The 26598-nt window shown below is 60.1% G+C and carries 23 protein-coding genes; all 23 read left to right on the top strand.

From position 1 onward, the window contains the following. Window positions 1-93 precede the first annotated feature (93 nt). The 23 genes from ACP7BE_RS07430 to ACP7BE_RS07320 all read left to right on the top strand — a co-directional run bounded on the left by ACP7BE_RS07430 (window position 94) and on the right by ACP7BE_RS07320 (window position 26595). Complete coding sequence (locus tag ACP7BE_RS07430; protein ID WP_426105330.1) at window positions 94-1659, top strand: sigma-54-dependent transcriptional regulator; 1566 nt, start codon at window positions 94-96, stop codon at window positions 1657-1659. 295 nt (window positions 1660-1954) lie between these two features. Beyond that, entirely contained in the window at window positions 1955-2695 is a 741-nt protein-coding gene (locus ACP7BE_RS07425; protein ID WP_095002629.1) for a flagellar basal body rod protein FlgF, read from the top strand. A 45-nt stretch (window positions 2696-2740) separates the two neighbouring features. Beyond that, window positions 2741-3526 carry a flagellar basal-body rod protein FlgG gene (flgG, locus tag ACP7BE_RS07420; RefSeq protein ID WP_095002628.1) on the top strand — a complete coding sequence of 262 codons (786 nt, stop codon included), beginning with the start codon at window positions 2741-2743 and terminating at the stop codon, window positions 3524-3526. A gap of 24 nt (window positions 3527-3550) precedes the next feature. Beyond that, window positions 3551-4246: a flagellar basal body L-ring protein FlgH gene (gene flgH, locus ACP7BE_RS07415; RefSeq protein ID WP_095002627.1), complete on the top strand. Its 696-nt coding sequence runs from the start codon at window positions 3551-3553 to the stop codon at window positions 4244-4246. Between the two features lie 14 nt (window positions 4247-4260). Next, complete coding sequence (locus ACP7BE_RS07410; RefSeq protein WP_095002626.1) at window positions 4261-5370, top strand: flagellar basal body P-ring protein FlgI; 1110 nt, start codon at window positions 4261-4263, stop codon at window positions 5368-5370. Window positions 5371-5380: 10 nt separating this feature from the next. Beyond that, the gene (gene flgJ, locus ACP7BE_RS07405) at window positions 5381-6637 is read left to right on the top strand and encodes a flagellar assembly peptidoglycan hydrolase FlgJ (protein WP_413052185.1); all 1257 of its coding nucleotides are present in this window, start codon (window positions 5381-5383) and stop codon (window positions 6635-6637) included. Window positions 6638-6647: 10 nt separating this feature from the next. Further along, window positions 6648-8672 (top strand): flagellar hook-associated protein FlgK, encoded by a 2025-nt coding sequence (gene flgK, locus ACP7BE_RS07400; RefSeq protein WP_095002624.1) that lies wholly within the window; start codon window positions 6648-6650, stop codon window positions 8670-8672. A 14-nt stretch (window positions 8673-8686) separates the two neighbouring features. Then, window positions 8687-10267, top strand: a complete 1581-nt coding sequence (locus tag ACP7BE_RS07395; protein ID WP_271351374.1) for a flagellar hook-associated protein 3 — start codon at window positions 8687-8689, stop codon at window positions 10265-10267. Between the two features lie 277 nt (window positions 10268-10544). Continuing rightward, a complete protein-coding gene (locus ACP7BE_RS07390; RefSeq protein WP_095002622.1) occupies window positions 10545-11471 on the top strand; it encodes a ketoacyl-ACP synthase III in 927 nt (308 codons plus the stop codon). Window positions 11472-11830: 359 nt separating this feature from the next. Continuing rightward, window positions 11831-13534, top strand: coding sequence for a flagellin (locus ACP7BE_RS07385; protein ID WP_426105325.1), 1704 nt, complete (start codon window positions 11831-11833; stop codon window positions 13532-13534). A gap of 155 nt (window positions 13535-13689) precedes the next feature. Then, window positions 13690-15051 (top strand): flagellar filament capping protein FliD, encoded by a 1362-nt coding sequence (gene fliD / locus ACP7BE_RS07380; RefSeq protein ID WP_240882293.1) that lies wholly within the window; start codon window positions 13690-13692, stop codon window positions 15049-15051. Between the two features lie 96 nt (window positions 15052-15147). Beyond that, entirely contained in the window at window positions 15148-15537 is a 390-nt protein-coding gene (gene fliS / locus ACP7BE_RS07375) for a flagellar export chaperone FliS (protein WP_016781581.1), read from the top strand. 16 nt (window positions 15538-15553) lie between these two features. Further along, complete coding sequence (locus ACP7BE_RS07370; RefSeq protein WP_095002618.1) at window positions 15554-15847, top strand: flagellar protein FliT; 294 nt, start codon at window positions 15554-15556, stop codon at window positions 15845-15847. Window positions 15848-16027: 180 nt separating this feature from the next. Next, on the top strand, window positions 16028-17509 hold the full coding sequence (locus ACP7BE_RS07365) for a sigma-54 dependent transcriptional regulator (protein ID WP_426105322.1): 1482 nt from the start codon (window positions 16028-16030) through the stop codon (window positions 17507-17509). A gap of 207 nt (window positions 17510-17716) precedes the next feature. Beyond that, complete coding sequence (locus tag ACP7BE_RS07360) at window positions 17717-18835, top strand: sensor histidine kinase (RefSeq protein WP_095002616.1); 1119 nt, start codon at window positions 17717-17719, stop codon at window positions 18833-18835. 5 nt (window positions 18836-18840) lie between these two features. Continuing rightward, on the top strand, window positions 18841-20226 hold the full coding sequence (locus ACP7BE_RS07355) for a sigma-54-dependent transcriptional regulator (protein ID WP_095021128.1): 1386 nt from the start codon (window positions 18841-18843) through the stop codon (window positions 20224-20226). A 244-nt stretch (window positions 20227-20470) separates the two neighbouring features. Beyond that, on the top strand, window positions 20471-20803 hold the full coding sequence (gene fliE / locus ACP7BE_RS07350; protein ID WP_016781577.1) for a flagellar hook-basal body complex protein FliE: 333 nt from the start codon (window positions 20471-20473) through the stop codon (window positions 20801-20803). A gap of 15 nt (window positions 20804-20818) precedes the next feature. Then, window positions 20819-22603, top strand: coding sequence for a flagellar basal-body MS-ring/collar protein FliF (fliF, locus tag ACP7BE_RS07345; protein WP_095002615.1), 1785 nt, complete (start codon window positions 20819-20821; stop codon window positions 22601-22603). After that, a complete protein-coding gene (fliG, locus tag ACP7BE_RS07340; RefSeq protein ID WP_083369860.1) occupies window positions 22596-23618 on the top strand; it encodes a flagellar motor switch protein FliG in 1023 nt (340 codons plus the stop codon). The genes fliF and fliG overlap by 8 nt, the downstream gene beginning before the upstream one ends. Further along, window positions 23619-24377 (top strand): flagellar assembly protein FliH, encoded by a 759-nt coding sequence (gene fliH, locus ACP7BE_RS07335; RefSeq protein ID WP_095025521.1) that lies wholly within the window; start codon window positions 23619-23621, stop codon window positions 24375-24377. Then, window positions 24367-25725 (top strand): flagellar protein export ATPase FliI, encoded by a 1359-nt coding sequence (gene fliI / locus ACP7BE_RS07330; protein ID WP_095002613.1) that lies wholly within the window; start codon window positions 24367-24369, stop codon window positions 25723-25725. The genes fliH and fliI overlap by 11 nt, the downstream gene beginning before the upstream one ends. A 6-nt stretch (window positions 25726-25731) precedes the next feature. Next, window positions 25732-26184, top strand: a complete 453-nt coding sequence (fliJ, locus tag ACP7BE_RS07325) for a flagellar export protein FliJ (protein ID WP_095002612.1) — start codon at window positions 25732-25734, stop codon at window positions 26182-26184. Window positions 26185-26289: 105 nt separating this feature from the next. Next, entirely contained in the window at window positions 26290-26595 is a 306-nt protein-coding gene (locus ACP7BE_RS07320) for an STAS domain-containing protein (protein ID WP_095002611.1), read from the top strand. Window positions 26596-26598: the final 3 nt, after the last annotated feature.

The raw sequence follows: 26598 nt of genomic DNA, 5'->3' as shown, positions 1-26598 counted from the left end.
CGAGCCTGCTCGCGAATGGCGCTCTTTGAGCCTTCGCGAGCAGGCTCGCCCCCACATAGGACATCCATTTTTAGTTATTCCCGAGCCCTGCCCATGCGTATCAAAGTCCACTGCCAAAACCGGATTGGCATCCTTCGCGACATTCTCAACCTGCTGGTGGCCTACGGCATCAACGTCAAGCGCGGCGAGGTCGGGGGTGATCAGGGCAATGCGATTTATCTGTACTGCCCCAATCTGATTAATCTGCAATTTCAGGCCTTGCGTCCGAAGTTTGAAACCATCCCCGGGGTGTTTGGCGTCAAGCGTGTGGGCTTGATGCCCAGCGAGCGCCGGCATATGGAGCTTAACGCCTTGCTCGGGGCGCTGGAATTTCCGGTGCTGTCTATCGATATGGGCGGTTGCATTGTTGCGGCCAACCGCGCGGCGGCACAGTTGCTCGGGGTGCGGGTGGATGAAGTGCCGGGGATTTCCCTGTCACGCTACGCCGAAGACTTCGACCTGCCCGAACTGGTGCGGGCCAACAAGTCGCGGATCAATGGCTTGCGGGTCAAGATCAAGGGCCTGGTGTACCTGGCCGATATCGCCCCGCTGCAACTGGAACACGACGAAAGCGAGGCGATGGCCGGGGCCGTGCTGACCCTGCATCGCGCCGACCGTGTGGGCGAGCAAATCTACAATGTGCGCAAGCAGGAGCTGCGCGGCTTCGACAGTATTTTCCAAAGCTCGAAAGTCATGGCCGCGGTGGTGCGCGAAGCGCGGCGAATGGCACCGCTGGATGCACCGCTATTAATAGAAGGTGAAACCGGCACCGGCAAGGAACTGCTGGCCCGGGCCTGCCATCTGGCCAGCCCTCGTGGCCAGTCGCCATTGATGGCGCTGAACTGCGCCGGCTTACCTGAGTCGATGGCTGAAACCGAACTGTTCGGCTACGCCCCCGGTGCCTTTGAAGGGGCGCGGGCGGAAGGCAAGCTCGGCCTGCTGGAGCTGACAGCAGGAGGTACGTTGTTTCTCGATGGCGTGGGTGAAATGAGCCCGCGCTTGCAGGTCAAATTGCTGCGCTTCTTGCAGGATGGTTGCTTTCGTCGGGTTGGCAGTGATGAAGAGGTGTATCTGGATGTGCGGGTGATGTGCGCCACCCAGGTCGACCTGTCCGAGCTGTGCGCTCGGGGTGAGTTTCGCCAGGATCTGTACCACCGGCTCAACGTGCTATCGCTGCATATTCCGCCGCTGCGCGATTGCCTGGACGGGCTGGAACCGCTGGTGGAGCATTTCCTCGATCAGGCCAGTCGCCAGATCGGTTGCTCGCTGCCGCGCCTGGCGCCAGCGGCAATGGATCGTTTGAGCCACTACCACTGGCCGGGCAACGTGCGCCAGTTGGAGAACGTGCTGTTTCAGGCGGTGTCGCTGTGTGATGGCGGGGTGGTCAAGGCTGAGCATATCCGCCTGCCGGATTACGGCGTGCGTCAGCCCCTGGGCGAGTTCTCGCTGGAAGGCGGGCTGGAGCAGATTGTCGGGCGGTTCGAAAAGGCAGTATTGGAACAGCTGTATTCCGAGCACCCGAGTAGCCGATTGCTGGGCAAGCGATTGGGGGTGTCCCATACCACCATCGCCAACAAACTGCGCGAGCACGACATTATTAAGCCGGGCAAGGACGCTTGAGCCTGTAAGTGCTGATCTGTGGGAGCGGGCTTGCTCGCGATGATATCGCTGCGGTGTGCCAGACATATCGCGCCGCCAGAATCGCGAGCAAGCCCGCTCCCACAAGATCGACGTGACTCGGCAGGCCAGCCCTTGCCGCAACCGGCAGAACCCCGCCGTCTCCTCGCACCGAATCTTCCCCCATCCCTGCGCAAACCCGCGCCGCAGCGCGTCAAAATAAAGTTGGTGCGCAAATTGCAATGACCTCTTCAGTACAGCGGTGGGCGGCAAGCGTCCGTCAGACAGAGGAAAGACTGTGGACAAGTACCTTTATGTGGCAATGACCGGCGCCAGTCAGAACGCACTGGCGCAGAAGGCGCATGCCAACAATCTGGCGAACATCTCGACCAACGGGTTTCAGCGTGACCTGGAACAGGCCCGCTCGATGCCGGTGTTTGGTGACAGCTTTCCGGCGCGTGCCTTTGCCTTGACCGAGCGCCCTGCCACCGATTTCAGCCAAGGTGCCCTGGTCGAGACCGGCCGCGACCTGGATGTGGCCGTGTCCGGCGACGGCTGGCTGGCGGTGCAGGCCCCCGACGGCAGTGAGGCCTATGTGCGCACCGCCAGCATGAACGTGGATGCCCTGGGCATCCTGCGTGCCGGCAACGGCATGCCGATCATGGGCAACGGCGGGCCGATCGCGGTGCCGCCCCAGCAGCAGATCGAAGTCGGCGAAGACGGCACCATCAGCATCCGCGCTCAGGGCGAAGGCCCCCGGGTGATGGCGCAAGTGGACCGGATCAAGCTGGTCCAGCCGGACCTGAAAACCATGAGCAAGGGCCTCGACGGCCTGATCCACACCAATGACGGTCAGCCGGCCCCGGCCGATGCCAATGTGCGGGTGACCTCGGGTTTTCTGCAGGCGAGCAACGTCAATGCCGTGGATGAAATGACCTCGGTGCTGGCTTTGTCCAAGCAGTTCGAGCTGCATATCAAAATGATGAACACCGCCAAAGAAGACGACCAGGCCATGACTCGCGTCCTGTCCATCAGCTAATTACTTGAACGTGGCGCCGAAAAACCGGCGCGCGAGGAGAGCACCATGCTTCCGGCACTGTGGGTTGCAAAAACGGGTTTGGCTGCACAAGACACCAACCTGACCACCATTTCCAACAACCTGGCCAACGTCTCGACCACCGGCTTCAAGCGTGATCGCGCCGAGTTCCAGGACTTGCTCTACCAGATCAAGCGCCAGCCAGGTGCACAGTCGACCCAGGACAGCGAACTGCCATCGGGCCTGCAAGTGGGCACCGGGGTACGTATTGTCGGCACGCAAAAGAACTTCACTGCCGGTAGCCTGCAAACCACTGAGCAGCCGCTGGACATGGCCATCAACGGCCGTGGTTTTTTTCAGATCATGCAGCCCGACGGAACAACGGCCTACACCCGTGACGGTACTTTCCATCTGGACTCCAATGGCCAGATCGTCACCGCTAACGGCTTTGCCCTGGAACCGGCGATTGTGGTGCCGGCCGATGCCCAGACCTTCACCGTCGGCCAGGACGGCACCGTATCGGTGACCATTTCCGGCAACCCGGCCGCGCAAGTGATCGGCAACGTGCAGACCGCCGACTTTATCAACCCGGCCGGCTTGCAGTCCCAGGGCGGCAACCTGTTCCTGGAAACCGCTTCCAGCGGCGCGCCGCAAATCGGCACCCCGGGCCTGAACGGTTTTGGCCTGACCATGCAAAGCATGCTCGAGACCTCGAACGTCAGCACCGTAGAAGAAATGGTCAATATGATCACCACCCAGCGCGCCTACGAGATGAACTCCAAAGTGATCTCCACCGCTGACCAGATGTTGTCGTTCGTTACGCAAAACCTGTAATTACGTGAAATAGCGGGAGAGCTCATGAAGCGCTTGTTTTCTGTTCTGGCACTGGGCGCCATCACCTTGCTGGCCGGCTGCGTCAGCCCGCCACCGCGGGCCAACGACCCGTACTACGCACCTGTGCTGCCGCGTACGCCGCTGCCGGCTGCCGCCAACAACGGCTCGATTTACCAGGCCGGTTTCGAGCAGAACCTGTACAGCGACCGCAAGGCGTACCGCATCGGCGACATCATTACCATTACCCTTAATGAGAAGACCCAGGCGAGTAAAAACGCCAACTCGGCGATCGGTAAAAACAGCAACACCAGCATCGGCCTGACCTCGTTGTTCGGCAGCGGCCTGACCACCAACAACCCGCTGGGCGGGGGTGACCTGAGCCTCAATGCCGGTTACAGCGGCAGCCGCGCCACCAAGGGCGACAGCAAGGCCGGGCAGGGCAACAGCCTGACCGGTTCGATCACCGTGACTGTCGCCGACGTGCTGCCCAACGGCATCATCGCCGTGCGCGGTGAAAAGTGGATGACCCTTAACACCGGCGACGAGCTGGTACGCATTGCCGGCCTGGTACGGGCCGATGACATTGCCACCGACAACACCGTGTCTTCGACCCGTGTGGCCGATGCGCGCATCACCTACTCGGGCACCGGCTCGTTTGCCGATGCGAGCCAGCCGGGCTGGTTTGACCGTTTCTTCCTTAGCCCGCTGTTTCCCTTTTAGTGATGAAGCTCACCATGCCCAACCTCAAGCATCTGCTGGCAGCCGTGTTGCTGTTGTCGACCTCCCTGGGCGCCCACGCCGAGCGGTTGAAAGACATCGCCAGCATTTCCGGCGTGCGTTCCAACCAATTGATTGGTTATGGCCTGGTGGTGGGCTTGAATGGAACGGGTGACCAGACCACACAAACCCCGTTTACCCTGCAAACGTTCAATAACATGCTGTCGCAGTTTGGCATCAAGGTGCCGCCGGGTTCGGGCAATGTGCAGCTGAAAAACGTTGCGGCGGTGTCCATCAGCGCCGATTTGCCGGCATTCGCCAAGCCGGGGCAGGTGATCGATATCACCGTTTCCTCCATCGGCAACTCCAAAAGCCTGCGCGGCGGTACGCTGCTGCTGACACCGCTTAAAGGCATCGATGGCAATGTGTATGCGGTGGCCCAGGGCAATCTGGTGGTCGGCGGTTTCGATGCCGAAGGCCGCGACGGCTCGAAAATCACCGTCAACGTGCCGTCGGCCGGGCGTATTCCGGGTGGCGCATCGGTTGAGCGGGCCGTACCCAGCGGTTTCAACCAGGGCAACAGCCTGACCCTGAACCTCAACCGCTCGGACTTCACCACCGCCAAACGTATCGTCGACAAGATCAATGACCTGCTCGGCCCCGGTGTGGCGCAGGCCATCGATGGCGGCTCGGTTCGCGTGACCGCACCACTGGATCCGAGCCAGCGGGTCGACTATCTGTCGATCCTGGAAAACCTCGAAGTCGATCCGGGGCAGGCGGTGGCCAAGGTCATCATCAACTCGCGCACCGGCACCATCGTGATTGGCCAGAACGTCAAGGTTTCGCCCGCCGCAGTGACCCACGGTAGCCTGACCGTGACCATCACCGAAGACCCGATTGTCAGCCAGCCCGGCCCGCTGTCCAACGGCGAGACCGCCGTGGTGCCGCGTTCGCGACTGAATGCCCAGCAGGAAGCCAAGCCGATGTTCAAGTTCGGCCCGGGCACCACCCTCGACGAAATCGTGCGGGCGGTAAACCAGGTCGGCGCAGCGCCAGGGGACTTGATGGCGATTCTCGAAGCGCTGAAACAGGCCGGCGCGCTGCAAGCCGACCTGATCGTGATCTGAGGCCGACGTCATGGATATGCGTAAGAGTGGCGTAGTCAGTGGCAGCGATTCCGGGGCGTTCACCGACCTGAATCGGCTGAACAATCTGAAAGTCGGCGACCGCGAAAGCGACGGCAATATGCGCAAAGTTGCCCAGGAATTCGAGTCGCTGTTTCTCAACGAAATGCTCAAGTCGATGCGCTCGGCCAACGAAGTGCTGGGCAAGGACAACCCGCTCAACACCCCGGCGGCCAAGCAGTATCAGGAAATGTACGACCAGCAATTGTCCGTGACCCTGTCCCGGCAGGGCGGTGGTATCGGCCTGGCCGATGTGTTGATGCGCCAGATGTCGAAAAACAAAGCTGCGGTGCCGGGGGAGGCTGCGGCGACCACGGCGCTGACTGCCGAAGCCAAAGCCCCGGCCGCCACCACCGTCGACAGCCCTTTTGTGCGCTCCAGTGGTCAGCGTCCATTGTGGGCTTCGCGGGTCGCCATCACGCCGCAGGCAGTCGGCGGCGGCCATCAGAATGACATGGCCCTGCTCAATCAGCGCCGTCTGGCGCTGCCGAGCAAGCTGACTGACCGCTTGCTGGCCGGGATCGTGCCATCGGCCGATCCGGCGCGTTCCACGCTCAATACCGCCGCCGTGCCGGGGCGCACTTCGCCGGGGCTGGATGCCGTGCTCAAGGGCAGCCGCCAGCCGATGCTCAGTGCCAGTGGCGTGCAAGGGCGCATGCAGGTTTACGGTCGTGCCGTGGCGCAGCCGCCGCTGGCCCCGGCCAAACAGGCCTTCGAGTCGCCGGATGCGTTTGTCGCCACCATGTTGCCGATGGCGCAACAGGCCGCCGACCGCATCGGCGTCGACCCGCTGTACCTGGTGGCGCAAGCCGCACTGGAAACCGGCTGGGGCAAGTCGGTGATGCGCCAGCAAGATGGTAGCAGCAGCCACAACCTGTTCGGCATCAAGGCCACCGGCAGTTGGCAGGGCGCCCAGGCGCGGGCCATCACCAGCGAGTTCAGGGGCGGGCAGATGGTCAAAGAGACAGCGGAATTCCGTTCCTACGATTCCTATCAGGACAGCTTCCATGATCTGGTGACGCTGTTGCAGAGCAACAATCGTTATAAAGAAGTGCTCAATGCGGCCGATAAACCGGAGCAGTTTGTACGCGAATTGCAGAAGGCCGGTTACGCAACCGACCCTGAGTACGCGAGCAAGATTTCGCAGATAGCCAAGCAAATGAAAACCTACCAGAGCTACGCCTCGACGGGTTCTCTCACGAATTTATAAGGTTTGAACCATGGCGAGTTTGATCAACATCGGGATGTCGGGGCTCAACGCCAGTCAGGGCGCATTGGCGACCGTCGGCAACAACATTGCCAACGCCAATACCTCGGGCTATTCGCGTCAGCAGATCGTCCAGGGCAGCGCCGCGTCGCAACAGGTGGGCGGGGTGTTTATCGGCACCGGCACCACCCTGGCCGACGTGCGCCGCGTGTACAACTCCTACCTCGACGCCCAGTTGCAAACCACCACCTCGCTCAATGGCGATGCCCAGGCTTATCTCGACCAGATCGGCACGGTCGACAAACTGCTGTCGGATAAAAACACGGGCGTATCGGCGGCCCTGAGCAGCTTTTTCAGCTCGTTGCAAACTGCCGCCGCGGCGCCCGGTGATGTGTCCGCGCGGCAGTTGTTGCTGACCAGTGCGCAAACCCTGAGCAACCGCTTCAACTCGATTTCGACCCAGCTCAACCAGCAGAACGAGGGCATCAACAGCCAGCTGGACACCCTCACCTCGATGGTCAACCAGCACACGGCCACCATTGCTTCGCTGAACAAGCAGATCGCCCAGGCCACCACGGCTGGCAATACGCCGAACAACCTGCTGGATGCGCGTAACGAAGCCGTGCGCAGCCTCAACGAGCTGGTCGGGGTGACGGTTCAGGAACACGACAACGTCTACGATATTACCCTGGGTACCGGCCAATCGCTGGTGCAGGGCAGCACCTCGAACACGATTTCGGCGGTGCCGGGCAAGGTCGATAAAAGCCAATACAGCATCCAGGTCAACTTCCAGCAATCGAGTTCGGATGTGACCTCGGTGATCAGTGGCGGCAAGATCGGCGGCCTGCTGCGTTACCGCGACGATGTGCTGGCCCCGGCGATGAACGATTTGGGCCGTACAGCCATTGTGGTCGCCGATGCGATCAACCAGCAGCTGGGCCAGGGCCTGGATGCCAATGGCGAGTTCGGCTCGTCGTTGTTCAACAGCATCAACAGTGCCACGGCCATCAGCCAGCGCAGCCAGGCGGCGACCGGAAATATTGGCGCAGGCAACTTCAATGTCAGCATCGCTGACAGCGGCGCGCTGACCGCCTACGACTATCAGGTCACGTTCACCAGCGCCACCGAGTACTCGGTCAAGCGCTCCGACGGCACCGATATGGGGGCGTTCGCTACCACGGACACCCCGGCCAAGGTCATTGACGGTTTCACCCTGGATCTCAAGGGCGGCCCGATGACCGCTGGCGACGCGTTCAAGGTCAGCCCCACCCGCAGTGGTGCAGGCAATATCGGCGTGCAAATGAGCGATGCCAATAAATTGGCATTTGCCGGGCCGCTGGTGGCTGGCCCGGGCAGCTCCAATACCGGTACGGGTGCAGTGGGTAGCCTCAATCTGTCGTCAGCGCTGGATATCTACGGCGGCGTCAATCTGGGCAAAGCGCAAAGCGATATTGAAGGCGCCATGCCGGTGCGCATTGCCTTTGACGAAGCCAGCGCGGATGGCACCCAGAGCTACCGGGTACTGAACGAGGCCGGCAAGGAAATCGGCAAGGGCAGCATCGTGCCGGGCCAGGACAACAAGGTCACGATCAATGTGCCCGTGACCAACGCGGACGGCACCACTACAAACGTGGGGTTCGACACGGTGATCAGCGGTTCGCCGGGCAAGGGCGACAGCTTCGATATCAAGTTCAACAAGGACGGCAAGGCCGACAACCGCAACGCCAACGAACTGCTGGGCCTGCAAACCAAGGCCACAGTGGGTGTAGGCAAGGACGGCACTGGCGGCGTCAGCATGGCTACTTCCTACAGTCAGTTGGTATCCAAGGTGGGCGGTAAAGCCAGCCAGGCGGCGGTCGACGGCACCGCCAATGGCGCGGCTTTGGCCTACGCCAAAGAGGTGCGCAACTCGGTATCCCAGGTCAACCTGGACGAAGAAGCCTCCAACCTGGTCAAGTTCCAGCAGTACTACACCGCCTCGTCGCAGATCATCAAAGCGGCGCAAGCAACCTTCAGCACGTTGATCAACAGTCTTTAAGGGAGCCCGCGACGATGCGTATTTCAACTTCGCAGTTTTTTGAATCGACCAGTGCCACCTACCAGAACAACTTCTCGTCGGTGATCAAGACCCAGAGCCAGATCGACTCCGGCGTGCGCATCCAGACCGCTGCCGATGACCCGGTAGGTGCGGCGCGCCTGCTGCAATTGCAGCAGCAAAAAGACATGCTGGCGCAGTACAGCACCAATATGAACAGCATCAAGTCGTCGCTGGGCGCCCAGGAAGCGGTGCTCGACAGCATCAATAACTCATTGCAAAAGGCCAGTGAGCTGGCTCTGCGCGCCGGTGGCGGGATCAGTGATGCCGACCGCGGCGCCATCGCCAACGAACTGGGCAGCATTGAAGAACAGGTGTTCAGCCTGCTCAACAGCAAGGACGCCTCGGGCAACTATATGTTCTCCGGCTCCAAAACCGACACCCCGCCATACACCCGCAACAATGATGGCACCTACAGCTATCAGGGCGACGATACCCAGCTCAACCTCAAGGTTTCCGACACCCTGACCCTGGCCAGCAGCGACACGGCCAGGAGCATCATGGAAGGCGCGACCAACACCGGGCGTACCCAGGCGACTTTTGTGCCCGGCGTGGATGCCAATGGCGAGCCGACCGTCAATGACGGCAAGCTCTCGGTGTCTGCCGGTCTGGTCACGTCAAGCGCGGTGTTCAATAAGAGTTTCGCCGAAGGCCAGCCCTATACGCTGAAATTCAGCAGCAGCACCGAGTACACCCTGACTGACCGTGACGGCAATGACCTGACCTCGCAGGTGGCGGGCAACGGGGTGTTCGACCCGACCAAGGATGGCTCGCAGAGCATCAGCCTGCGCGGCGTGTCGTTCGATATCACCCCCAATCTCAAGGACGTACCAGCGGCTGAGCGGGATGCGTTGGTGGCGGGGCGCAGCTTTACGCTTGAGGCCAAGGCGGACACCATCAATACCTCGCGCACGCCGGGCAACGGTTCGACGGCGCAGATTACCAATTCCACGGTGACCGACGCCCAGGCCTATGGCGACAGCTTTCCGAGCAATGGCGCGGTGATCAAATTCACCAGCGCCACTGAATACGAAGTCTATGCCCAGCCGCTGAGCGCCGACAGCAAGTCGATTGCCCAGGGCACTGTTGATGGTGGTGCGCTCGGGATCAAGTTCGACTTCGCTGGAGCACCGCAGGCGGGCGACCAGTTTGTCGTCAACCGCAACAACCACCAGAGCCAGAACGCGCTGGATACCATCAGCCAGTTACGCAAGGCCCTGGAAATCCCCAGCGACAAAGACCCGCTGGCCCAGCAAACGCAAAAGGACGCGATCAACTCCGCGATCGGCAACCTGAAAAACGCCAGTGCCGGCGTTGACAGCGCCCGCGGCTCGATTGGTGCGCGCCTGAAGGCGGTGGATATTCAGGCGGATGAAAATATCAGCCTGGGCCTGGCCAACGACTCCACCACGGCGGCGATCGGCAACACCGACATGGCGGGGGCGTCCATCGAACTGGCGTTCCAGAAAGCCATGCTTGAAGCCTCGCAACTGGCGTTCGTGAAAATCTCCCAGCTGAGCCTGTTCAACCAGCTCTAAACAGCGGTGCAGGGGGGGCTAATGTGGGAGCGGGCAAGCCCGCTCCCACAAAATCGCCTTTCTGGCTGTAATGTTTTGTATAAAACCGCACAAAATAGCGTGACCTATGAGTCATAACGGGCATCTTCACTGTATCGTGTGAAACGTACGGGCGGGTGCCGGGCCTTTTTCGGGCTGTTTTGTTTATTTTTACGCACCCACACAAGCCCTTTTATTGTCAGCGCCCCTCGAATATGTGAGCGGGTGATCTCCAGCTATTTAGTATTGGGAAGCCACAATGATTGGCATTAAAAGCATCGCCAGTTACGTGCCAGCAAGCGGTGTAGACAACTACGCGCAGGGCGCGAAGTTCTCCAAAGACGAAGAATTCATCCTGGGCAAGATCGGCTCGGCCTTTCTGCCGCGCAAAGACGCCGACCAGGAAACCTCGGACCTGTGTGTCGAAGCAGTCAACGCACTGTTTATCAACAATCCTCAGCTTAAACGCGAATCCATCGACGCGTTGATCGTTGTTACCCAGAACGGCGACGCTGAAGGCCTGCCGCACACGGCGGCCATCGTCCAGGACAAGCTCGGCCTGCCAACCCATGTTGCCGCCTTTGATATCTCCCTGGGTTGCTCGGGTTATGTCTACGGCATCTACGCGATGAAAGGCTTTATGGAAGCTGCGGGCCTGAAAAACGGCTTGCTGGTGACGGCCGACCCGTACTCGAAAATCGTCGACCCGGAAGACCGCAACACCACCATGCTGTTCGGCGACGCCGCCACCGCTACCTGGATGGGCGAAGACGCTCCCTGGCAGCTGGGCAAGGCCAAGTTCGGCACCGACGGTTCCGGTGCCCCGCATCTGAAAGTCAGTGATGGTGTGTTCTTTATGAATGGCCGCCAGGTGTTCAACTTCGCGCTGCTCAAAGTGCCTGCGCACTTGAACGAGCTGCTGGAAGAGTCCGAGCTGACCTCCAAGGACATCGACGCGTTCTGCATCCACCAGGGCAGTGCGGCCATCGTTGACGCTGTGGCCCGTCGCTTTGAAGGCGAGCCGGAGAAATTTATCAAGGATATGGTCGAGACCGGCAACACCGTGTCCTCGAGCATTCCGCTGCTGCTGGAAAAGCACGTGATGGATGCCACCTGGAAGCGCGTGGCGCTGAGCGGCTTTGGTGTAGGCCTGTCGTGGGGCTCGGCGATTATCTATCGCCCGTAAGCATTACGTTGAAACACAAAACGCCCGTGGCCCTAAAGCCATGGGCGTTTTGCTTTCTGTCAGGGCTGATTGAAACTGTGGGAGCGGGCTTGCTCGCGATGGCATCACCCTGGTTTGCCTGAAGCACCGCGCCGCCCGAATCGCGAGCAAGCCCGCTCCCACACTGGGGGGTGCCCGGCAGCTCATCGCCCCGCTAACCCCCTGAATTACAAGGCATGGCCCCCTTGCCTGCAAAAAAAATCAAAATAAACCTCAAGCAACCTGCGTTTACGACGATAACCATTACGAAGGTTCTCTAGGCCACACCCGGCGGTTGCCAGGGCCGGAAGCCGCAGTATTCATCCAATGAGGATTTCGTCATGGCTTTATCAGTAAACACTAACGTCACGTCCCAGACCGTTCAGAAGAACCTGAACAAAGCCGGCGACTCGTTGAGCACCTCGATGACCCGTCTGTCTTCCGGCCTGAAAATCAACAGCGCCAAAGACGACGCTGCCGGCATGCAGATCGCCAACCGTCTGACTTCCCAGACCAAAGGCATGACCGTTGCCATCGCCAACGCCAACAACGGCTCGTCGATTGCACAGACTGCTGAAGGCGCGATGCAAGAGTCGACCAACATTCTGCAACGTTTGCGTGAACTGGCCCTGCAGTCCGCGAACGGTGATAAAAGCGACGCCGACCGTGCGTCCCTGCAACAAGAATTTACTGCGAAAACCGGTGAACTGACCCGTATCGCACAAACCACTACCTACGGTGGTCGTAACATCCTGGACGGTTCGTTCACCAACCAGTCTTTCCAGGTCGGTGCTGATGCCAACCAGACCATTTCGTTCGGCATGACCGATATCAGCGCTACTGGTTTGAAGGGTTCTTACAGCGAAGCTACTACAAGTGGTACTGCGTTGAAGGGTTTGAGTGCTACTACAACTGGTACGACTTTGGGTTTTGCAGCTACGACTTCAGTAGGTACTGCAGATGCTGGCGAGACACTTGTCACTGACAAATTCAGGCTCAACGGCGTTGAAATCTCATTGACAGCTGCTGATGCGGGTGCTGCCGCTTCTGCTGCAGCTCTGACAGCTATTAATGCCAAAACAGCTGAAACTGGTGTTACTGCTACTGCTGATGATACTGGCAAGATAACCTTATCCGCGAAGGGCGATATCAAGCTTGAAGCTAGTGCTGCAGCAGGCAACCCTACTGATGGTTTGGCCAGTCTCAAGTTAACAGCTGGTACGCAGTCTCCTGTAACTGGTGCTGCTGGTGCTATTTCTGTTAACGGTGCTTCGGTGACATGGACGGAAACTGATAAAGTTTCTGACGTTCTAGCCGACATTGCAGCCGAAGCGGGGACAGGAGCGACGGCAACATATAAAGATGGCCGTATCACGCTCACTTCCGGTGACGGTAAGGACATTAAGCTGTCCAACACAGATGGTGGTTCTTTGGCTCAATTGGGGCTGTCGGCTGGAACGTCGCAAGCTAAGTTGAAAGCAGATACCTCGATCGAGCTGAATGGTGTCGAAGTTAAGTTCAAGAAGGGTGATACTACTGACACCATCGTCTCCTCTATCAACAGTGCAAGCACGGGCGTAACAGCTAGTAAAAACACTGATGGTACCTTGAAACTGTTCTCCAACAAGGACATCACTGTTAAGGACGGCAGCGCAGGTACTGGCCTGACAGCGTTGGGTTTGACCAACTCCGCAGCAGGTACAGGTACAACAGCGGCCACCACCGTAGAAACCACCGTATCCGACCTGAGCATCCTGTCCGCCGCTGACTCCCAGCGTACCGTCCAGGCTCTGGCTGACGCGATCCAGCAGATCGACACCCAACGTTCCGCCCTGGGTGCCGTACAAAACCGTTTCACCAGCACCGTGGCCAACCTGCAGAGCATTTCCGAGAACTCCACCGCTGCACTGGGTCGTGTTCAGGATACTGACTTCGCATCCGAAGCCGCCGAGCTGACCAAGCAGCAAACCCTGCAACAGGCATCCACCGCGATCCTGTCCCAGGCTAACCAGCTGCCTTCCGCTGTAATGAAACTGCTTCAGTAATTTCAGCGCTGGGTTGAGAACAAAAGGGCGCGTTTACGTGCCCTTTTGTTTTTTCAGCATTTACTGCTTGAAGGTGGCACGAATTGTGAAGCTGCCTGCAGTCTTGGCACTTGCTTCGTCAATAAAGCGGTAGCCACCGGACAAGGAGAATACAGATGGCCAGTTCTACGATTACCGGCGTCGGTTCGGGTTTTGACACCATCGGGATTGTGAAAGCCTTGGTTGATGCTGAAAAAGCACCCAAGCAAAGCCAGATTACCGCGCAACAAAAAGACACCACCATTCAGCTGTCCGCCGTGGGCACGGTGAAAGCGTCGCTGGAAAGCTATCGCACAGCCATTGCCAAGCTCAACAGCGTCTCCAGTTTCAACGGTTTGACCGCTTCGTCCACGGACGAGAAAATTTCCAAGGTCACCATCGATGACAAGGCGTCCAGCGGCAAGTACGCGCTGAACGTCACTCAGTTGGCGACCTCTTCCAAAATCACCAGCAAGGTGTTTGAAGGCGGTGCGTCGGCGTCGGTCAACTCCAGCGAGCAAGACCAGACCCTGACCATTTCCCAGTCCGGTGACAGCTATGACGTCAAGATACCGGCTGGCGCGACCATGCAGCAGACTCGCGATGCCATCAACACCCAGCTGCAGTCCAAGGGCATCAGCGCCAACGTGCTGACTGACGCCAACGGCTCGCGCCTGGTGATCGGCTCGCAGACCACGGGCAAGGGCACCGATATCACCATCAGCGGTGATTCGGAGCTGGCCACTGGCTATAGCGCCGGTAAACCGCCGGTGAATGCCGAATACACCATCGATGACATTGCGATGGAGTCGTCGAGCAACAAGATCACGTCGGCCATCAGTGGCGTGACCCTGGAGCTGCTCGATACCAAGGCCTCCACCATCACCGTGGCCTCCAATACCGACACCCTGAAGACCTCGGTGCAGTCGTTTGTCACGGCCTACAATGCGCTGCTGACCAGCATCAATACTCAGACCAAGGTCACCGCCACCGGTGACGCGGCAACCACCACCTCGGGCGCCCTGACCGGTGATGCGTCGATGCGCCAGCTAGTCAACGGCCTGCGCGGCGAGTTATTGCAAAACTCCGGGACTTCGAGTGTTGGTAACCTGGCGCAAATGGGCATCAGCACCGACCAGAAAACCGGCCTGCTGACCCTCGATGACACCAAGTGGAAAGCCGCGGTGGCAACCCCCAATGGCGCGATCGAGATTGCCAAGGTATTCACCGGTGACACCGGTCTGATCACGCGCATGACCAAGGCCACCGAGAGTTATGTCGGCAGCTCGGGTTTGCTGGCCACCCGCGCCACCGATCTGAACACCAAGCTCACCGACCTGACCACCCAGCAGGCGGACCTGGACCGGCGCATGGAGTCGATGAAAACCACCCTGACTGCCAAGTACACGGCCATGGATGGTTTGATCGCCAAAATCAACGCCAGCAGTTCCAGCATCATGACCACGCTCAATTCCTTGAATAACCCTAAATCCGACTGATTTGCCGCGCCCTGGCCGCTAAAGCTTTGGGCGCTGCAGTCGATAAAAAGATCAAGAACCAAGCATTTTTGCCTGACACCGTAATGAGGTAAGAACATGAACCCGATGCGCGCCCTTCGTCAGTATCAGAAGGTTAATTCCCACGCTCAAATCTCCGAAGCCAGCCCCCATCGTCTGATTCAGATGTTGATGGAAGGCGGTCTGGACCGTATGGCCCAGGCCAAGGGCGCGATGAGCCGTGGTGATATCCCGCAGAAGGCCATGCTGATTACCAAGGCCATCGATATCATCACCGGCCTGCGTCAGGGCCTGGATGAAGAAAAGACCGATGACAAGGCCGCGCTGGAGCAACTGGACAGCCTGTACGAGTACATGGCCGTGCGCCTGACCCTGGCCAATGCCAAGAACGACCCGGAAATCATCGATGAAGTGGCGCGCCTGCTGATCACTGTAAAAAGTGGTTGGGATGCCATCGCCCCGCAATAAGCCAGAGGAGTGCGTCATGAGCCAACTGCAACGTATTCAGGAAACCCGCGAAGCGCTGATTGATGCCCTGGCCGAGCGCAACTGGGATGCCATCGGCGAGCTGGATTCGGCCTGTCGGGTGTGTGTCGAGAATGTGCTGGACGAAGCGCCACTGGACGAGGCTGTTTTGCGCGAAAATCTGGAGGGGTTATTGGTGGTGTATCGCATGTTGCTGGAGGCGGCTACTGATGAGCGCCAGGCGGTCGTTGAGCAGATGGGGCAGATCAACCAAGCAAAAAATGCGTCAAAGGTTTACCATCTATTCGGTTAAGGCCTAAAGAATATGTGGTTAATTGCGTTTTAAACCGCCATAAATTTGACTCGGCACAGTTTTTTGACTTAACTAGCACGTTATTCTGTATTCAGTCGTCTTAGATATCCAACAGGGTTAGGACGTCTACATATGTCCTGCCATCCGGGGCATTGAGTTGACTAGGGAAGTTGCTATTGCATGTGGCGTGAAACCAAAATCCTGCTGATCGATGACGATAGCGTCCGCCGCCGTGATTTGGCGGTGATCCTGAATTTTCTTGGCGAAGAAAATCTGACCAGCCCCAGCCACGAATGGGAGCAGGTTGTCAGTGCCTTGCCGTCCAGTCGCGAAGTGCTTTGCGTGCTGGTCGGCACCGTGAGTACTGCCGGTGGCCTATCAGGACTGCTTAAGACACTGGCCGCGTGGGATGAGTTCCTGCCGATCATGCTTTTAGGTGAAGTTTCTTCTCTCGACCTGCCTGAAGACCAGCGCCGCCGGGTGTTGTCCAGCCTCGAAATGCCCCCCAGCTACAGTAAATTGCTTGATTCCCTGCACCGTGCCCAGGTCTATCGCGAGATGTATGACCAGGCCCGCGAGCGCGGCCGTCATCGTGAGCCCAACCTGTTCCGCAGCCTGGTCGGTACCAGCCGGGCGATCCAGCATGTGCGCCAGATGATGCAGCAAGTGGCCGATACTGATGCCAGCGTGCTGATCCTCGGCGAGTCCGGCACCGGCAAGGAAGTGGTTGCGCGCAACCTGCACTACCACTCCAAGCGTCGCGATGCGCCGTTTGTGCCGGTCAACTGTGGGGCGATTCCTGCCGAGCTGCTGGAAAGCGAGCTGTTTGGCCATGAGAAGGGCGCCTTTACCGGGGCCATCACCAGTCGTGCCGGGCGTTTTGAGCTGGCCAATGGCGGCACCCTGTTCCTCGACGAAATCGGCGATATGCCGCTGCCGATGCAGGTCAAGCTGTTGCGTGTGTTGCAGGAACGTACATTTGAGCGTGTGGGCAGCAACAAGACCCAGTGTGCCGATGTGCGGATCATTGCCGCCACCCACAAAAACCTTGAAAGCATGATTGAAGTCGGCGCCTTCCGCGAAGACCTGTACTACCGCCTCAACGTATTCCCGATTGAAATGGCACCGCTGCGTGAGCGGGTCGAAGATATTCCGTTGCTGATGAACGAGCTGATTTCGCGCATGGAGCACGAAAAACGCGGTTCGATCCGCTTCAATTCCGCCGCCATCATGTCGTTGTGCCGTCATGCATGGCCGGGTAACGTCCGCGAACTGGCCAATCTGGTGGAGCGCATGGCGATCATGCATCCGTACGGGGTGATTGGCGTTGTTGAGCTGCCGAAAAAATTCCGCTACGTGGATGACGAGGACGAGCAACTGGTCGACAGCCTGCGCAGCGATATGGAAGAGCGTGTGGCGATCAACAATGCCACAACGGACTTCGTGGCCAGCGCCAATGCGATGCTGCCGCCGGAAGGCCTGGACCTCAAGGACTACCTGGGCGGGCTGGAGCAGGGTTTGATCCAGCAGGCACTGGATGACGCCAACGGCATCGTTGCGCGGGCGGCAGAGCGTCTGCGGATTCGTCGTACCACCCTGGTGGAAAAAATGCGCAAGTACGGCATGAGCCGTCGCGAAGGTGAAGAGCAGGCGGATGATTGACGCGTGACTTTGTGGGAGCGGGCTTGCTCGCGATAGCATCACCGCGTTATTCCTGACACTGCGAGGCGCCCAAATCGCGAGCAAGCCCGCTCCCACATAAGCCGGGGCTTGCATAGCGGTTCGCTTGTGTTAGCTATTCAGGCACGGGTATTGCTTCGCTTGGTGTAACGGACCGTTTTATGACGGTCAGCCCAGCGAGTACGCCCCATGCCTCAAGCCGCCGTCCAGTTGTCCTCGGCCCCCGATCCCTACAGTCTGCTGGAAGCCCGCGTCTCGGAGCTGACCGGCGAGCTGGCAGTGGTCAGTGCGCAGCGCATGGCCGAGCTTGCAGAGAAAGAGCGGCTGGCCAATCGCTTGCAACACCTGCTCGATCTGCTCCCTGGCGGGATCATCGTGATTGATGATCGTGGTCGCGTGCGCGAGGCCAACCCCGCAGCCTGCGAGCTGTTGGGCCTGCCGCTGGAAGGCGAGTTGTGGCGCCATGTGATTGCCCGCTGTTTTGCACCTCGTGAAGACGACGGCCACGAAGTATCGCTCAAGGACGGTCGGCGCCTGTCGATTGCCACCCGTTCGCTGGATCCCGAGCCCGGGCAACTGGTGTTGCTCAATGACCTGACAGAAACCCGGCGCCTGCAAGACCAGCTCGCCCGCCATGAGCGCCTGTCGTCTCTGGGGCGCATGGTTGCTTCCCTGGCCCACCAGATTCGTACGCCGCTGTCGGCGGCGCTGATCTACGCCAGTCATCTCACCGAGCAGGCGCTGCCGGTGGAAACCCAGCAGCGCTTCGCCGGGCGTCTCAAGGAGCGCCTGCACGAGCTGGAACATCAGGTGCGCGACATGCTGGTATTTGCGCGTGGCGAACTGCCGCTTACGGACAGGGTCACCCCCAAAGTATTGATGCAGGCCCTGCAAGCCGCCGCGCAAACCCATGTGCAGGGTGTGGCGATCCGCTGGCAGTGCGATGCCTACACGGGGCAGTTGCTGTGCAATCGCGACACCCTGGTCGGCGCGCTGCTCAACCTGATCGAAAACGCCCTGCAGGCCGGTACGCCACAGGTGCGGCTCAAGGTGCATCTGTATCGCCGCGACAACAGTTTAAGGGTGTGTGTCAGCGACAACGGCAGTGGCATTGAGCCGCAAGTGCTGGCGCGCCTGGGCGAGCCGTTTTTCACCACCAAGGCCACTGGTACAGGTCTGGGCCTCGCGGTGGTCAATGCCGTGGTGCGTGCGCACCAGGGGCAATTGCAATTACGTTCGCGGCTGGGGCGTGGCACCTGTGCCTTGCTTAGCTTGCCGCTGATTCCCGTTGTAGCGGAGGCAAACTGATGGTGATGCGAATTAACGTGCTGTTGGTCGAGGACGACCATGCGTTGCGTGAGGCCCTGGCAGACACACTGTTGCTGGCAGGTCACGGTTTTCGCGCCGTCTGTTCGGGGGAAGAAGCCCTGGCTGCGGTGATGCTGGAGCCGTTCAGCCTGGTGATCAGTGACGTCAATATGCCCGGTATGGATGGCCATCAGTTGCTGGCCCGCCTGCGCGCCTGCCAGCCGCAATTGCCGGTGCTGCTGATGACGGCTCACGGTGCGGTGGAGCGGGCGGTGGATGCCATGCGTGAAGGGGCGGTGGATTATCTGGTCAAGCCGTTCGAGCCCAAAGCCTTGCTCGATCTGGTGGCCCGCCATGCTCTGGGCAGCCTCGGCGTGGCCGACAGCGAAGGGCCGGTGGCGGTGGAACCGGCCAGCGCACAGTTGCTGGAGCTGGCGGCACGGGTGGCGCGCAGTGATGCCACGGTACTGATCTCGGGCGAGTCGGGCACTGGCAAAGAGGTGCTGGCCCGTTATATCCACCAGCATTCCCATCGGGTGGATCGGCCGTTTGTGGCGATCAATTGTGCGGCGATCCCCGACAATATGCTCGAGGCGACCCTGTTTGGTCATGAAAAAGGCGCCTTCACCGGCGCCATTGCCGCTCAGGCCGGCAAGTTCGAGCAGGCTGATGGCGGCACCTTGCTGCTGGATGAAATTTCCGAAATGCCCTTGGGTTTGCAGGCCAAGCTGCTGCGCGTATTGCAAGAGCGCGAAGTTGAGCGGGTGGGCGGGCGCAAGCCGGTTGCGCTGGATATCCGTGTTGTCGCCACCACCAACCGCGACCTGGCGGGGGAGGTGGCAGCGGGGCGTTTTCGCGAAGATCTGTACTACCGCCTTTCGGTTTTCCCCCTGGCCTGGAGGCCGTTGCGTGAGCGCATCGCCGATATCCTGCCGCTGGCAGAGCGGCTGCTGGCCAAACACATCAGCAAAATGAAGCACACTGCTGTAGGGTTTTCGCCCGATGCCAAGGCGTGCCTGAGTGCATACCCGTGGCCGGGCAACGTGCGCGAACTGGATAACGCGATTCAACGGGCGCTGATCTTGCAGCAGCGCGGCTTGATCGAGGCGGCAGATTTTTGCCTGGCCGGGCCTGTGGCCTGTGCACCTTTGCCGCCATTGACGCGCCCTGAGCCGCTGGCGGTGGAAGTTGTGGAGTCGGCGGGCGGCTTGGGCGATGATCTGCGCCGGCGTGAGTTCCAGATGATTATCGACACCTTGCGTGCCGAGCGCGGGCGACGCAAGGAAGCTTCCGAGCGTCTGGGCATCAGCCCGCGCACCTTGCGCTACAAGCTGGCGCAAATGCGTGATGCGGGGATGGATGTTGAGGCTTATTTGTTTGCTGCCACCTGAGAGCGTCACTAAACCCCTGTGGGAGCGGGCTTGCCCGCGAAGGCATCACCGCGCAGCGCCTGATTCACCGCGTCGATTAAATCGCGGGCAAGCCCGCTCCCGCAGGGGCAGGTGTTATCCTTGTCTGCGACGTTTTGTAACGTTAATTGTTATAAAACGGCAAGGAGCTGGCACCCTTGTTGCTACACCTCAATATGCGCTGTGAAAGTGTCAAAAAAATGCGGGTCGTCGGAGGCACTGGTCCATGAGCCAAGGTATTGAATTTAATCGATTGATGTTGGACATGCGGGCCATGCAGATGGACGCCATGGCACAACCGAAATCGGCTGTGCAGGCCGCTCCCGAAGCGGGTGCCAGCAGCTTCTCCGACATGCTCGGTAATGCGATCAACAAGGTCAGCGAAACCCAGCAGGCGTCGAGTCAGCTGTCCAACGCGTTCGAGATCGGTAAAAGCGGTGTCGACCTGACTGACGTGATGATCGCCTCCCAGAAGGCCAGCGTTTCCTTTCAGGCCTTGACCCAAGTACGTAACAAGCTGGTTCAGGCTTACCAAGACATCATGCAGATGCCGGTTTAAGGGCGATATCAAGTCATGGCAGATGCACTCCCGGATAACGTTCCGGCCAAAGCAGGCGCAGGCGGCAAACCGCTGTTTGGCCTGACCTTTCTCGACAATCTGGGCGACATGACCATGCTGCGTCAGGTCGGCCTGATGGTTGGTCTGGCGGCGAGCGTGGCGATCGGTTTTGCCGTGGTGCTGTGGTCCCAGCAACCCGACTACCGGCCGCTGTACGGCAGCCTGGCCGGTATGGATGCCAAGCAGGTCATGGAAACCCTGGCCGCTGCAGACATTGCCTACACCGTCGAACCTAATTCTGGCGCCTTGCTGGTCAAGGCCGATGACGTCTCCCGTGCCCGCCTCAAGCTGGCCGCCGCAGGCGTGACGCCCACCGACGGCAATATCGGTTTCGAGATTCTCGACAAGGACCAGGGCCTGGGCACCAGCCAGTTTATGGAGGCCACACGCTATCGTCGTGGGCTTGAAGGCGAGCTGGCAAGGACCATTTCCAGCCTCAACAACGTCAAGGGCGCGCGGGTTCACCTGGCCATTCCGAAAAGCTCGGTGTTTGTCCGTGATGAGCGCAAACCCAGCGCTTCGGTACTGGTAGAGCTGTACTCGGGCCGCTCGCTGGAGCCTGGGCAGGTGCTGGCGATCGTCAACCTGGTGGCTACCAGCGTGCCCGAGTTGAGCAAGTCGCAGATCACCGTGGTCGACCAAAAAGGCAATCTGCTGTCGGATCAGGGTGAAAATTCCGAGCTGACCATGGCCGGCAAGCAGTTCGACTACAGTCGCCGCATGGAAGGCATGCTTACCCAGCGCGTGCACAACATTCTGCAGCCGGTGCTGGGCAATGACCGCTACAAGGCCGAAGTGTCGGCCGATGTTGATTTCAGCGCGGTCGAGTCCACCTCGGAGCAGTTCAACCCCGACCAGCCAGCCCTGCGCAGCGAGCAATCGACCAGCGAGCAGCGCACTGCCAGCAACGGCCCGCAAGGCGTGCCGGGGGCCCTGAGCAATCAACCGCCGAGTCCGGCCAGCGCACCGCAGCAAACCGGCCAGGGAGCTGCTGGCGGGGCGGGCATGATCCAGCCGGGCCAGCCGTTGCTTGATGCCAACGGCCAGCAAATCATGGATCCGGGCACCGGCCAGCCAATGCTGGCGCCGTACCCGGCCGACAAACGTTCGCAGTCGACCCGCAACTTCGAGCTTGACCGCTCCATCAGCCACACCAAACAGCAGCAGGGCAGGGTCAATCGCCTGTCGGTGGCGGTGGTGATCGACGACAAGATCAGCGTCAACCCGGCCAACGGTGAAATCACCCAGGTGCCGTGGACCACCGACCAGCTGGCGCGCTTTACCCGTCTGGTGCAGGACGCCGTGGGCTTCGATGCCAGCCGTGGCGACAGCGTCAGCGTGATCAACGTGCCGTTCTCCACCGAGCGGGGTGAAGTGATCGCCGATATCCCGTTCTATTCCCAGCCCTGGTTCTGGGATGTGGTCAAGCAAGTGCTCGGCGTGCTGTTTATTCTGGTGCTGGTGTTCGGTGTGTTGCGCCCGGTGCTCAACAACATCACCGGTCACGGCCGCAACAAGCAGGTGGCCGGTATTGGCAGTGATGCCGAGATGGGCGGCCTGGGCGGTCTGGATGGCGAGCTGGCCAACGACCGTGTCAGCCTTGGCGGCCCGCAAAGCATCATGTTGCCAAGCCCCAGCGAAGGCTATGACGCGCAGTTGAATGCAATCAAGAGTCTGGTCGCAGAAGATCCGGGCCGTGTGGCCCAGGTAGTAAAAGAGTGGATCAATGCCGATGAGTGATAACCGCGCCGCCGCCAACGCCAAGTTGACCCGGGTCGACAAGGCCGCCATTTTGCTCCTGTCGCTGGGCGAATCCGATGCCGCCCAGGTGCTGCGCCATATGGGCCCCAAGGAGGTCCAGCGGGTGGGTGTGGCAATGGCGCAGATGCGCAACGTGCACCGTGAGCAGGTCGAGCAGGTGATGAGCGAATTCGTCGAGATCGTCGGCGACCAGACCAGCCTCGGCGTGGGCTCGGACAGCTACATCCGCAAAATGCTCACCTCGGCCTTGGGCGAAGACAAGGCCAACGGCCTGATCGACCGCATCCTGCTGGGTGGCAACACCAGCGGCCTGGATAGCCTCAAGTGGATGGAACCGCGTGCCGTTGCCGATGTGATCCGCTTTGAGCACCCGCAAATCCAGGCCATTGTGGTGGCTTACCTCGACCCTGACCAGGCGGGTGAAGTGCTCGGCCACTTTGACCAGAAGGCGCGCCTGGACATCATCCTGCGGGTCTCGTCGCTCAACACCGTGCAACCGGCGGCGCTCAAGGAGCTTAACCAGATCCTCGAGAAGCAGTTCTCCGGCAACTCCAACGCGGCGCGTACCTCCCTGGGTGGGGTCAAGCGCGCGGCCGATATCATGAACTTCCTCGACAGCTCGATGGAAGCGCAGTTGATGGACTCGATCCGGGATATCGACGAAGACCTTTCGGGTCAGATCGAAGACCTCATGTTCGTGTTCAACAACCTGGCCGATGTCGACGACCGCGGTATCCAGGCGTTGCTCCGGGAAGTGTCCTCTGACGTACTGGTACTGGCGCTCAAGGGCTCCGACGAGAACGTGCAGGAAAAGATCTTCAAGAACATGTCCAAGCGTGCCGCCGAATTGCTGCGCGACGACCTGGAAGCCAAGGGCCCGGTGCGCGTCAGCGATGTCGAGACTGCGCAGAAGGAAATCCTCACCATCGCCCGCCGTATGGCCGAAGCCGGAGAAATTGCTCTCGGCGGGAAGGGCGGCGAAGAGATGATCTAAGTGAGCAGCGGCGAAACCCCCGGTGATGTAATCCGTGCCAAGGATGTCGGTGCTTTTGATGTCTGGGGCCTGCCCAGCTTCGATCCGTGGCGCGAGCCCGAAGCAGAGCCCGAACCCGAGCCGGTTGAAGAACTGCCCGAGATGGAAGAGGTGCCGCTGGAAGAAGTCCAGCCGTTGACCCTTGAAGAGCTCGAAAGCATTCGCCAGGAGGCCTACAACGAAGGCTTTGCCACGGGTGAGAAAGAAGGTTTTCATAGCACCCAGCTCAAGGTTCGCCAAGAAGCCGAAGTGGCCCTGACGGCCAAGGTTGCCAGCCTCGAGCGCCTGATGGGCAGCCTGCTGGCACCGCTTGCCGAGCAGGATCAGCAGCTTGAAAAAGCCATGATCGGGCTGGTCGAGCACATGACCCGGCAAGTGATCCAGCGCGAGCTGAAAACCGATTCGAGCCAGATCGGGCAAGTGCTGCGCGAGGGTTTGAAGCTCTTGCCGATGGGCGCCGAGAATATTCGCCTGTTTATCAATCCGCAGGACTTTGACCAGATCAAGGCCCTGCGTGAGCGTCATGACGAGCAATGGCGGATTGTCGAAGACGACAGCCTGCAACCGGGAGGCTGTCGCATTGAAACCGAGCACAGCCGCATCGATGCCAGTATCGAAACACGGATCAAGCAGGCCATGAGCCAGTTGCTTGACCAGCTCCACGAACAGGCCCTGCACCCGGCGGCGCCTGATATCGACATCGATCTTGATGCACCTTAAGCGCACCAGTTTTGCCAAGCGCCTGGGCAGCTACGCTCCGGCGGTGTCCTTGCCGGTGCAGCCGGTGGTTGAAGGGCGCCTGCTGCGCATGGTCGGTCTGACCCTGGAGGCCGAAGGCCTGCGCGCGGCCATGGGCAGCCGTTGCCTGGTGATCAACGACGACAGCTTTCACCCGGTAGAAGTCGAAGCTGAGGTGATGGGCTTTAGTGGCAGTAAAATTTTTCTGATGCCCGTAGGCAGTGTCGCCGGCATTGCGCCGGGCGCCCGAGTGGTGCCGCTGGCCGATAATGGTCGCCTGCCGATGGGCATGAGCATGCTCGGGCGGGTGCTCGATGGCGCCGGCCGTGCGCTGGACGGCAAGGGGCCGATGAAGGCCGAAGACTGGGTGCCGCTGGACGGCCCCACCATCAACCCGCTCAAGCGCGACCCCATCAGCGTGCCGCTGGACGTGGGCATTCGCAGCATCAACGGTTTATTGACGGTGGGTCGCGGCCAGCGTCTGGGCCTGTTTGCCGGTACAGGGGTGGGCAAGAGTGTGTTGCTGGGCATGATGACCCGCTTTACCGAGGCCGACATTATCGTGGTGGGCCTGATCGGCGAGCGGGGCCGTGAGGTAAAGGAATTTATCGAACATATCCTGGGGGCCGAAGGCATCAAGCGTTCGGTGGTGGTGGCATCGCCTGCCGATGATGCGCCCTTGATGCGTTTGCGCGCGGCGATGTATTGCACGCGGATTGCCGAATATTTTCGCGACAAGGGCAAGAACGTCCTGTTGCTGATGGACTCCCTGACCCGATTCGCCCAGGCCCAGCGGGAAATCGCCCTGGCCATTGGCGAGCCGCCCGCGACCAAGGGCTATCCGCCGTCGGTGTTTGCCAAGCTGCCCAAGCTGGTGGAGCGCGCCGGCAACGCCGAGGCCGGGGGTGGTTCGATCACCGCGTTTTACACCGTGCTGTCTGAAGGGGATGACCAGCAGGACCCGATTGCCGATTCGGCGCGAGGCGTGCTCGACGGTCATATTGTGTTATCCCGCCGATTGGCCGAAGAGGGCCATTACCCGGCCATCGATATTGAAGCATCCATCAGCCGGGTCATGCCCTCGGTGGTCAGTGAAGAACATATGCGCCGCGCCCAGCAGTTCAAGCAGCTGTGGTCGCGCTTCCAGCAGGCGCGGGACTTGATCAGCGTGGGCGCCTATGTGCCGGGCGGCGATCGCGAGACCGATACCGCCATTGCCCTGCAACCGGCGATGGTGGGGTATCTGCGCCAGGGGTTGAACGACAATATCAGCCTGGCCGAGAGCGGCGCTCATCTGGGCAGTATCTTCGCCCCGGCAGCCGGAGGTTAATCGGCCATGGCCAGTGACAACAGGGCTTCGCGTCTGGCGCCGGTGGTGGACATGGCGGAAAAGACCGAGAAGGCTGCGGCCCAGCGTCTCGGACACTTCCAGGGGCAGGTCAACCTGGCCAACAGCAAACTGGGTGATCTGGAAAACTTTCGCGGGGAATACCAGGCGCAATGGGTTGACCGCGGCAGCCAGGGAGTCACGGGCCAATGGCTGCGTAACTATCAGTACTTCCTCGGCCAGTTGGAAACCGCCGTTGGCCAGCAGCGTCAAAGCCTGGTGTGGCATCAGAACAATCTCGACAAGGCCCGCGAGACCTGGCAACAGGCCTATGCCCGGGTCGAGGGGCTGCGCAAACTGGTACAGCGCTACGCCGACGAAGCGCGCCAGCTGGAAGACAAGCGCGAGCAAAAGCTGATGGACGAACTGTCCCAGCGCTTGCCGCGCAAAGACGTGTACTGATCGCGTACGTCCTCTGCATCCCGTAGCAGCTGCTACGGGTATTGGCCTGCGGCGGTGCTCACAGAAGCGTCTATAGTTGCACTGACAATCTCGGGAGCAATTCACATGGCAGTGACATCTGAAGTCTCGGCAGATGGCAGTAAGCTGACGATCGCCATCAAGGGCCGGTTCGACTTTGCCAAGCACCAGGAATTTCGTGACGCCTACGAAGAACTCAGCCCCGCGCCCGCCTGCGTAGTGGTGGATTTGAAGGATGCCACCTATCTCGACAGCTCGGCCCTGGGCATGCTGCTGTTGCTGCGTGAGCATGTCGGCGGTGATGATTCTGATATTCGCGTGGTCAACAGCAGCCCGGATGTGCGCAAGATTCTGGGCGTTTCCAATTTCGACAAGTTGTTTGATATCAATTGAGCG

Source organism: Pseudomonas sp. TWR1-1-3 (genome assembly GCF_049896805.1).
GTDB lineage: Bacteria > Pseudomonadota > Gammaproteobacteria > Pseudomonadales > Pseudomonadaceae > Aquipseudomonas > Aquipseudomonas bubulae.
The sequence above is the reverse complement of the archived record's forward strand: the minus strand, read 5'-3'. Positions and strand labels throughout refer to the sequence as shown.

What these genes read in the sequence shown, in the direction of transcription:
- ACP7BE_RS07430 (WP_426105330.1), top strand. Translation starts at nt 94, where the DNA reads ATGCGTATCAAAGTCCACTGCCAAAACCGGATTGGCATCCTTCGCGAC.
- flgG (WP_095002628.1), top strand. Translation starts at nt 2,741, where the DNA reads ATGCTTCCGGCACTGTGGGTTGCAAAAACGGGTTTGGCTGCACAAGAC.
- flgH (WP_095002627.1), top strand. Translation starts at nt 3,551, where the DNA reads ATGAAGCGCTTGTTTTCTGTTCTGGCACTGGGCGCCATCACCTTGCTG.
- ACP7BE_RS07410 (WP_095002626.1), top strand. Translation starts at nt 4,261, where the DNA reads ATGCCCAACCTCAAGCATCTGCTGGCAGCCGTGTTGCTGTTGTCGACC.
- flgJ (WP_413052185.1), top strand. Translation starts at nt 5,381, where the DNA reads ATGGATATGCGTAAGAGTGGCGTAGTCAGTGGCAGCGATTCCGGGGCG.
- flgK (WP_095002624.1), top strand. Translation starts at nt 6,648, where the DNA reads ATGGCGAGTTTGATCAACATCGGGATGTCGGGGCTCAACGCCAGTCAG.
- ACP7BE_RS07395 (WP_271351374.1), top strand. Translation starts at nt 8,687, where the DNA reads ATGCGTATTTCAACTTCGCAGTTTTTTGAATCGACCAGTGCCACCTAC.
- ACP7BE_RS07390 (WP_095002622.1), top strand. Translation starts at nt 10,545, where the DNA reads ATGATTGGCATTAAAAGCATCGCCAGTTACGTGCCAGCAAGCGGTGTA.
- ACP7BE_RS07385 (WP_426105325.1), top strand. Translation starts at nt 11,831, where the DNA reads ATGGCTTTATCAGTAAACACTAACGTCACGTCCCAGACCGTTCAGAAG.
- fliD (WP_240882293.1), top strand. Translation starts at nt 13,690, where the DNA reads ATGGCCAGTTCTACGATTACCGGCGTCGGTTCGGGTTTTGACACCATC.
- fliS (WP_016781581.1), top strand. Translation starts at nt 15,148, where the DNA reads ATGAACCCGATGCGCGCCCTTCGTCAGTATCAGAAGGTTAATTCCCAC.
- ACP7BE_RS07370 (WP_095002618.1), top strand. Translation starts at nt 15,554, where the DNA reads ATGAGCCAACTGCAACGTATTCAGGAAACCCGCGAAGCGCTGATTGAT.
- ACP7BE_RS07365 (WP_426105322.1), top strand. Translation starts at nt 16,028, where the DNA reads ATGTGGCGTGAAACCAAAATCCTGCTGATCGATGACGATAGCGTCCGC.
- ACP7BE_RS07360 (WP_095002616.1), top strand. Translation starts at nt 17,717, where the DNA reads ATGCCTCAAGCCGCCGTCCAGTTGTCCTCGGCCCCCGATCCCTACAGT.
- ACP7BE_RS07355 (WP_095021128.1), top strand. Translation starts at nt 18,841, where the DNA reads ATGCGAATTAACGTGCTGTTGGTCGAGGACGACCATGCGTTGCGTGAG.
- fliE (WP_016781577.1), top strand. Translation starts at nt 20,471, where the DNA reads ATGAGCCAAGGTATTGAATTTAATCGATTGATGTTGGACATGCGGGCC.
- fliF (WP_095002615.1), top strand. Translation starts at nt 20,819, where the DNA reads ATGGCAGATGCACTCCCGGATAACGTTCCGGCCAAAGCAGGCGCAGGC.
- fliG (WP_083369860.1), top strand. Translation starts at nt 22,596, where the DNA reads ATGAGTGATAACCGCGCCGCCGCCAACGCCAAGTTGACCCGGGTCGAC.
- fliI (WP_095002613.1), top strand. Translation starts at nt 24,367, where the DNA reads ATGCACCTTAAGCGCACCAGTTTTGCCAAGCGCCTGGGCAGCTACGCT.
- fliJ (WP_095002612.1), top strand. Translation starts at nt 25,732, where the DNA reads ATGGCCAGTGACAACAGGGCTTCGCGTCTGGCGCCGGTGGTGGACATG.
- ACP7BE_RS07320 (WP_095002611.1), top strand. Translation starts at nt 26,290, where the DNA reads ATGGCAGTGACATCTGAAGTCTCGGCAGATGGCAGTAAGCTGACGATC.